Origin of the sequence: Bradyrhizobium sp. (genome assembly GCF_016462955.1) — a bacterium.
GTDB lineage: Bacteria > Pseudomonadota > Alphaproteobacteria > Rhizobiales > Xanthobacteraceae > Bradyrhizobium.
This window is the reverse complement of sequence record NZ_JAEMSD010000364.1, coordinates 1-7,024: the sequence shown is the minus strand read 5'-3', so window position 1 is coordinate 7,024 and position 7,024 is coordinate 1. Positions and strand designations below refer to the sequence as shown.

Genomic DNA, 7,024 nt, shown 5'->3' with positions numbered 1-7,024 from the left:
TTTTGCGCAGCAGACCGCGGGTGCCTGTCGGCACCTGGCCTTCCCTGCGCCCTCTCGATCGAGAGAGTGAGGAGATGAAGCAAAGCTCGGGCGAAATCAGCCGCGAGGCCGGCAAGGCGTGTTCTGCACGTTCGCCATCACACACTCGCTGTCATCAATCCAGTATTCTAGAGACAGTCGCAATCGAACCAAATGGCCGCGGCGTATCGGAGTCCTCGCCGGAGCCCGTCAGTGGGTTGCGTTTCGCGCCGATCCGGTGGCTCGATCTGCTGGCATCAGGCGACTCACCCCTGGCTGGCCGCGCGCGCGCGATTCGGATGCTGCTCGATCCTGGGGCGGTCGCGCGTGCGCTCGAAACTGGTGCAGAGCAGTTCGGTCTCATCGAGAGAGATCGGAGCACGATAGAGCCGGCACATGAATTCGGCGGTTGCTCGTCCCTTGCCGGTGCCGGGGCTACGCTCTGCGAGAAACATGCAGTCCCGGCAGATGCTGGCATCGAGCCGCTGATGGGCCGCGTCGAGATGATTGAGAACCTCGCGGAGCGAGTCGCGCAGCCTGATGCATTCGTCGGTCCCGAGCGCGGTGACCGCGTTCACCACGTGGTTGATCGGGTCGTGCTGGCTGAGGCACTTCTCGCCCTGGGCGGTGACGTGCAGGACGACGGAACGCTTGTCCTCATGCGACGGCTTTCGCACCAGAAAGGATTTGCTCTCCAGCGTCTTCACGATCTGCGATGCAGTCGCTCGCGTCGCTCCGATGAAGCCGGCCAGCGCGGAAGGCGTGCGGGAAAACCTGTTGGCGCGGCTGAGAAAGCGCAGCGCCATCCATTCTCGATCGCGCAATCCATGCTGATTGCCTTCGAAGTACCAGGCCCTCGCCGCCTGAACCAGCAGCTCGACGGCCTCTCGCGCCAATGGCATTACCTACCTCGCCCCCGAAACTTTGTCTGCGGCGTCCCGAAGCCGCTTTGCGCCCTCAGTGTCGGACGAGCAGGTGGTGTCGAACTCTCCTGTAATGGCAGGAATCGCAACACGCACGATCTCGGCTGATGGGCCCCGCATGGTCCGGAGCGAGATGCCGTATTGCTGATGGCATGCCAACACCATCGTCGTCGCGCGCGAGCTCGGGTCGCCGTCGCCGGCAGACGGTGGATCTGAGTAGCTCAACCGAAGCCCCCAAAGTTCAAGTCACGAGCAGACGTTTCTTATACTCAACCAAACGATGAATGAGCTTCTCAACAAAATCAAGTAGAGACCCTCTTGCAGACTGGATGTCGTTGCAGGCGAACCTGACGTTCAAGACAAACCTCGCTCATCGGGACACATGATGGTGAACGAATACGCTGCACGACGAATATTATGCACTCGGCATTGCGAGAGTTTGACTGCGCGGCACGTTTGTTGTCTGTCCTCGACGCATATTGACCGAAGCTTGTGCATGACGATGATGTTTCGCGGCACGTCATCCACAACTTGCACGCTCTGCCCGGGAATCGCCGAGGGAATTCGTCAGGATTACACGCGATGGTTGTTTCGTTCGTCTCCCGGAATCGCCCACTCGCCTATTTGCAATGCGTCCAGGCGCGTTGTGCTCACCGGTAGGGCGGATGCGCTCGCGAAGATCGGCGCGCGAAGTGGGCGCGCATGCGCTGCAGGCGTAGCGACATGCGCAATCTCCTGTCGAAAACCACGAACGGCGGCCGGCGGCCCATCGCGTGCCGCCTCACCTCTCCACCCGTCATTCGCCCTTGAGCATGTCGCGGAGCTCGCGGAACGGATCGGCGCTCGGCGGAGCTGAAGCGCCCTGCCGCATCGCATCGTAGATTCGCGGAACCATGTCGACTGCCTGGTCGAGGCCCGAATCGCGTCCCGACTGATAGCCGCCCATCAGGCGCAGATCGCGCGTATCCTCGTATTTCGCGATCATGGCGCGAAGCTTGCTCACCAATTCGCGCTCCTCGGGCTCCCAGATGTTATGGGCGAGGCGGGAGACCGAGGCCAGAACGTCGACCGCAGGATAGCGCGCCTGGTCGGCGATGTGCCTGGAAAGCACGACGTGCCCGTCGAGCGTGCTGCGGATGGTGTCCGCGATCGGCTCGTTGTGATCGTCGCCGTCGACCAGAACGGAGAAGATGCCGGTGATCGTGCCGGATCCCTCCTCACCGGGGCCGGCGCGCTCCAACAGGCGCGGCAGATCGGTGAACACTGTGGGCGCGTAGCCGCGTGCGACTGCAGGTTCGCCGGCAGCGAGTGCAACCTCGCGCGCGGCGTGGGCGAAACGGGTGATCGAATCCACCATCAGCAGGACCGATTCGCCGCGGTCGCGGAAATATTCAGCGACCGCCATTGCCGTCTTCGGCGCCAGCCGCCGCATCATCGGGCTTTCGTCGCCCGTCGATACGATCGTGACGGCGCGGTGACGGTCGCTGCCCAGCACGTCCTCGATGAACTCGCGCACCTCGCGGCCGCGCTCGCCGACCAGGGCGAGCACGACGGTGTCGAAGCCCTGGCTGCGGGCGAGCATCGCCAGCAGCGTCGATTTGCCGACGCCCGATCCGGCAAAGATGCCGACGCGCTGGCCGGCGCAGATCGGTGCGAACAGGTCGATGACGCGCACGCCGGTGCGCAGCGGCTTGTGTACGCGTGCGCGTTTCATGGCCGACGGCGCCTCGGCCTCGGCCGAGACCGCCTGGGCTCCCTGGATGAGTGGCCCCTGTCCGTCCAGCGGCGCGCCGAGGGCGTTGATGACGCGGCCCTTCCAACTCGGATCGGGCGCGAACGACAGGGGCGGCATCCGGTAGGCGGCCGAGCCGAGACCGCCGGCAAACTGCCGGTCGAACGGCTTGGCGATGATGCCCTCGCTGTCGATCCGCACCACCTCGCCGATCTGGCGTTTGCCGGCCGAATCGACCCCGATGAGCTCACCGAGCCTGACGAAGCGCGACAGTCCGGACACGCGGAAATGCGTCGGTGCGATCTCGGAGATCGCGCCGCTGACGCTGACCAGGGGAGTGCTCTGCTGAAGCTCCAGCAGCGCCCACTCGAGTTGCCGAAGAGCGTTCAAGGAAACCGTCCAACCTCATCCTACGCGCGTCGCGCGCAATCTACTTGCCGGGTTCGCCCAGCGTCCGAATGGCGTTCTGAAGCGAGCTCTCGGTGCCCTCGATCATCGAGTTGGTGCCGTCGAACGCGCGCGAGGCCGAGATCAGCCGCGTCAATTCGAGCATCGGATTGGCGCCGGAGCCCTCGACATAACCTTGCTTGAAGCCGTCCCGGGAGAAATCGGCGATGGCCGTTGCGGGCCGGTCGGGGGTCACGCCGGAATTGCCGTAGCGTTCCAGATTGGCGTCGGGTGGAATGCTGAAAAGGCCGATGGTGCCGATCTCGTTGTTGTCCTGGATGATCGCGCCGCTGCGCGCGACCGAGATCGGCCCGCCGTTCGGATCGAGCGTGATCTGCGCGCCGCCGGAATCGACGACCGGAAAGCCGCTCACGGTCTGAAGATCGCCGTTCGGGGCGATCTGGAGACGGCCGTCGCGTGTGTAGACCGTGCCGTTCGGACCCGCGAAGGCGATCCAGCCTTGTCCCACCACCGCGACGTCGAGCGGGTTGCCGGTCTCGGTGATGTTGCCCATCTCGCGCGAGATGATGTTGTCGCCGGGCGAGGAGAACGCCACCGGGGTCGGCCCCGCCTTGGACAGCACGGTCTCGAATTTCACCACGTCGGTGCGGAACGCAGCCGTGTTGACGTTGGCGACGTTGTTGGCGATCGTCTGGAGGCGCTTCTCGAGCGCGACCTGCGCCGACAAGCCGACATAGAGAGCCGATTGCATGACCTACCTGTTGAACTTGATGTTCTGAAGTGTCGTGAGCATGTTGGTATCGAGGCTGCTCGAGGTCGCGGCGCCGGCGATCAGGACCAGGGCGGAGTTGGTCGAGGCGTCGCTCTGGGCCGTTGTCGCATCCCACATCGCCGCGAAGCGCTGCACGAACTTGGTGACCTTGGCCGGATCCTGAAAATCGGTGAGCTTGATCTGGCTGGCGATCAGCTTGGCCTGGGCGTCGATGTCGGCCGAGCTGATCGTCGCCGGCAAGCCGAGCGCGGTCTGCACCACCTGCGTCAGCGCCTTGTCGGCGAGGATCTGGTAGGCGGTCGTGATCGTGGAGGCCTTGCGGGTGAAATACAGCGCCAATCGCAGGCCCTCGTTCTGATCGCCCGCCTTCTCCTCCATCGTCTGCGTGACGTATTGGGTCGCGGTACCGGTCGTGGCCGCAGCGGCTTGGGTCGCCTTGTCACCGAGCGCGGCGAAATTGAAGGCGGCGGCGAACTGCCGGTAGCGGGTGTCGGTCAGCTTGTTGGCGAAGGCGTCGCTGCTCGCGACGCCCTCCGTCAGCACCTTGCGCATGAACGCCTTGGCATAGGTCATGTCGCTGAGTCCGTAGGCCTTCATCGCGTAGGAATAGAGACGATAGTCCTTCAGGAAATCGTCGATTGTCTTCACGTTGCCGATGTGGCTGAGGAAATAGTCGGTCTCCCGGCTGACATCCGGTTGCTTCGCGACCTGCGTCAGCGACTTGCCCATGTCCTTGGTCAGCCTGGTGTAGTCCGCGATGGTGGATAGCATGACACGCGCCCCTCTGGCCGCCGTTGCGGCGCCGCCAAGCTGCCGCCGGATGCTTGCGCGGGGCTGGCGAGCCCGAAGCCAGCTTCGCGCAAGCGTCGCCGACTAGATATTGCCGGTGGGATCGGCGATGGAGCGGCGCGTTGGGCAGTTTCGTGGGGATTTTCATCACGGTAGCGGCGCTGCTCGGCGGCTTTGCCGCCATGGGCGGGCATCTGGCCGTGCTCATGCAGCCGTGGGAGTTCGTGATCATCATAGGCACCGCGATCGGCACATTCATCGTGGCCAATCCCTGGAAGACCGTCCTCGACAGCGGGGTCGCCTGCATGCAGGCCATCACCAACGCGGTGCCGGGTCAGCGCTATTACCTTGACCTGCTGGGGGCGCTGCATGCCCTGATGCGCGAGCTGCGGGGCAAGGGCCGCAACGAGGTCGAGGCGCATATCGACGATCCCTCGTCATCCGAGATCTTCAAGGCGTTCCCCAGCGTGCTCGGCGATCCCTCGGTGCTGCAGTTCATCTGCGACTATGTCCGTCTCATCATCATGGGCAACGCGCGCACGCACGAGATCGAAGCGTTGATGGACGAGGAGATCCACACCATCGTCAAGGGCAAGCTGGCACCGTACCACGCGCTGGTGACGGTCTCGGAGGCGATGCCGGCGCTCGGCATCGTCGCCGCGGTGCTCGGCGTCATCAAGGCGATGGGCGCACTCGACCAGTCGCCGAAGCTGCTCGGCGGCTACATCGGCGCCGCCCTGGTCGGCACTTTCGCCGGAATCTTCCTGTCCTACGGCATCATTTCGCCCTTCGCCATCAAGATCAAGATGATGCGCGAGAAGAAGTGCCGGCCGTACATCATCGTCAAGCAGACGCTGCTGGCCTTCATGAACGGCGCCATGCCGCAGATCGCGGTCGAGCACGGCCGCAAGATGATCTCCAGCAGCGAGCGTCCGTCGATCGACGTCGTCGAGAACGAGACGATCGCAGGTCCCAAGGCCGTCGCTGCCGAACCTGAACCGAAGGCGGCTCGCGCATGATGATGGAAGACGCCGAAATCGATCAGCGCAAGCAGCTGCCGAACTACCTGCTGGACGCCGCCGGCATATCGATCGAACGTATGCCGATGCTCAATGTGATCTTCGATCGCATGGCGGCATCCTGCACCGACAGCCTGCAGCCGATGGCGGGAACGCCATGCTATTTCTCGGTCAACGGCATCACCAATGACCGCGTCGGCGACATCATCAAGGACTACGAGGCCAACGCGGTCGCGGCAGTGCTCTATGCCGAGCAATGGGATTCCCGCATCATCATCATGCTCGACCGCGACTTCGTGTTCACGATGGTCGAGGCGATGTTCGGTTCGGACGGCGCCGAGCCGCCGCTCGACGTCGAGCGCTCCTTCTCGAACATCGAGCTCCGCCTGGTGCAGGCTCTGTTCGAGCGCTTCGCCAAGGCGCTGCAATCCGCCTTCGCCGGTACGTCGAACGTCACCTTTCGCGTCGAGCGGGTCGAGACGGCGATGGCCTCGCTGGCGATCGGGCGAAGCGGAAACATGTCGATCTGCGCGAACATCATGCTGCAGGCGCTCTACCGCGGCGGCCAGATGTTCCTGATCATTCCGCACTCCGCGCTCAATCCGCTGCGACAGAAGCTCGCTCACGTCGTGGTCAGCGACGGTCGCGCGGCCGACCCGCGCTGGCGCGAGCAGATGGAGAGCGAGGTCCATCGCACCGAGGTGACGCTCAGCGCGGTGCTCGACGAGAAGATGGTGACGCTCGGAGACGTCGTGAAGTTCCAGATCGGGCAGGTGCTCGAGCTCGAGGCCACGCCGCGCACGCTGGCTCGCCTCGAAAGCAACAATCAGGTGCTGTTCTGGTGCCAGATCGGCCAGCTCGATGGCTATTACGCCATGCAGGTGGCCGATCCCGTCGATCAGAAGCGGGAGTTCGTCGATGATATCCTATCTCGTTGATGCCGTGTTGCTCATTGCGCTCGCTTTCACCAGCAGGCGTGTAACCAGGATGCACCGCGAGCTGGCGCGGTTGCGCAGCTATCAGGGCGAGTTCTCGACCATCGTGCGCGAGACGGCGGGTGCATTCGACACGGTCATCACCGCGGCGCACGATTCCACCGCAAACCTCGGACGGCTCGCCAATGTGCTGAGCACGAAGATCGATCAGGCTCACGAGGCGATCGCCGCGCTCGACGCGCGGAACGGGCTCGCGCCTGCGGCGAGCGCAGGCGGCACCGAACTGAACAAGCATTGAAGCCGAAGCCGGCGCAACCAATACGATCGGAACGCCGCGACGTTCCGGGAGCGGAACGACCAAGAGGCGAAACCAGATGGCGCAATCCTTCGACTATGAGACCGCATCCGCATCGGACGAGGCCGAGACG

Annotated in this window: 7 protein-coding genes; 3 read left to right on the top strand and 4 right to left on the bottom strand. The window is 64.0% G+C overall.

Going from position 1 to position 7,024, the window contains the following annotated elements; translation table 11 throughout:
- Positions 1 to 284: 284 nt before the first annotated feature.
- The 4 genes from JHD07_RS28295 to JHD07_RS28280 all read right to left on the bottom strand — a co-directional run bounded on the left by JHD07_RS28295 (position 285) and on the right by JHD07_RS28280 (position 4,624).
- Positions 285 to 920: a MarR family transcriptional regulator gene (locus JHD07_RS28295; protein WP_291628172.1), complete on the bottom strand. Its 636-nt coding sequence runs from the start codon at positions 918 to 920 to the stop codon at positions 285 to 287.
- An 817-nt stretch (positions 921 to 1,737) separates the two neighbouring features.
- On the bottom strand, positions 1,738 to 3,063 hold the full coding sequence (gene fliI, locus JHD07_RS28290; RefSeq protein ID WP_291628169.1) for a flagellar protein export ATPase FliI: 1,326 nt from the start codon (positions 3,061 to 3,063) through the stop codon (positions 1,738 to 1,740).
- 40 nt (positions 3,064 to 3,103) lie between these two features.
- On the bottom strand, positions 3,104 to 3,832 hold the full coding sequence (flgF, locus tag JHD07_RS28285; protein ID WP_291628167.1) for a flagellar basal-body rod protein FlgF: 729 nt from the start codon (positions 3,830 to 3,832) through the stop codon (positions 3,104 to 3,106).
- Positions 3,833 to 3,835: 3 nt separating this feature from the next.
- Complete coding sequence (locus JHD07_RS28280) at positions 3,836 to 4,624, bottom strand: DUF1217 domain-containing protein (protein ID WP_291628165.1); 789 nt, start codon at positions 4,622 to 4,624, stop codon at positions 3,836 to 3,838.
- A gap of 140 nt (positions 4,625 to 4,764) precedes the next feature.
- Between JHD07_RS28280 and motA the strand changes: the two genes are divergently transcribed.
- Genes motA through JHD07_RS28265 form a run of 3 tightly spaced genes read left to right on the top strand, consistent with a single transcriptional unit; the run spans position 4,765 to position 6,894 of the window.
- Positions 4,765 to 5,661, top strand: a complete 897-nt coding sequence (motA, locus tag JHD07_RS28275) for a flagellar motor stator protein MotA (RefSeq protein WP_291628163.1) — start codon at positions 4,765 to 4,767, stop codon at positions 5,659 to 5,661.
- Positions 5,658 to 6,599 carry a FliM/FliN family flagellar motor switch protein gene (locus JHD07_RS28270; RefSeq protein WP_291628161.1) on the top strand — a complete coding sequence of 314 codons (942 nt, stop codon included), beginning with the start codon at positions 5,658 to 5,660 and terminating at the stop codon, positions 6,597 to 6,599. Before motA ends, JHD07_RS28270 begins: the two co-directional genes overlap by 4 nt.
- Positions 6,580 to 6,894: a hypothetical protein gene (locus tag JHD07_RS28265; RefSeq protein ID WP_291628159.1), complete on the top strand. Its 315-nt coding sequence runs from the start codon at positions 6,580 to 6,582 to the stop codon at positions 6,892 to 6,894. The genes JHD07_RS28270 and JHD07_RS28265 overlap by 20 nt, the downstream gene beginning before the upstream one ends.
- Positions 6,895 to 7,024 lie beyond the last annotated feature (130 nt).

What these genes read in the sequence shown, in the direction of transcription:
- JHD07_RS28295 (WP_291628172.1), bottom strand. Translation starts at nt 920, where the DNA reads ATGCCATTGGCGCGAGAGGCCGTCGAGCTGCTGGTTCAGGCGGCGAGG.
- flgF (WP_291628167.1), bottom strand. Translation starts at nt 3,832, where the DNA reads ATGCAATCGGCTCTCTATGTCGGCTTGTCGGCGCAGGTCGCGCTCGAG.
- JHD07_RS28280 (WP_291628165.1), bottom strand. Translation starts at nt 4,624, where the DNA reads ATGCTATCCACCATCGCGGACTACACCAGGCTGACCAAGGACATGGGC.
- JHD07_RS28270 (WP_291628161.1), top strand. Translation starts at nt 5,658, where the DNA reads ATGATGATGGAAGACGCCGAAATCGATCAGCGCAAGCAGCTGCCGAAC.
- JHD07_RS28265 (WP_291628159.1), top strand. Translation starts at nt 6,580, where the DNA reads ATGATATCCTATCTCGTTGATGCCGTGTTGCTCATTGCGCTCGCTTTC.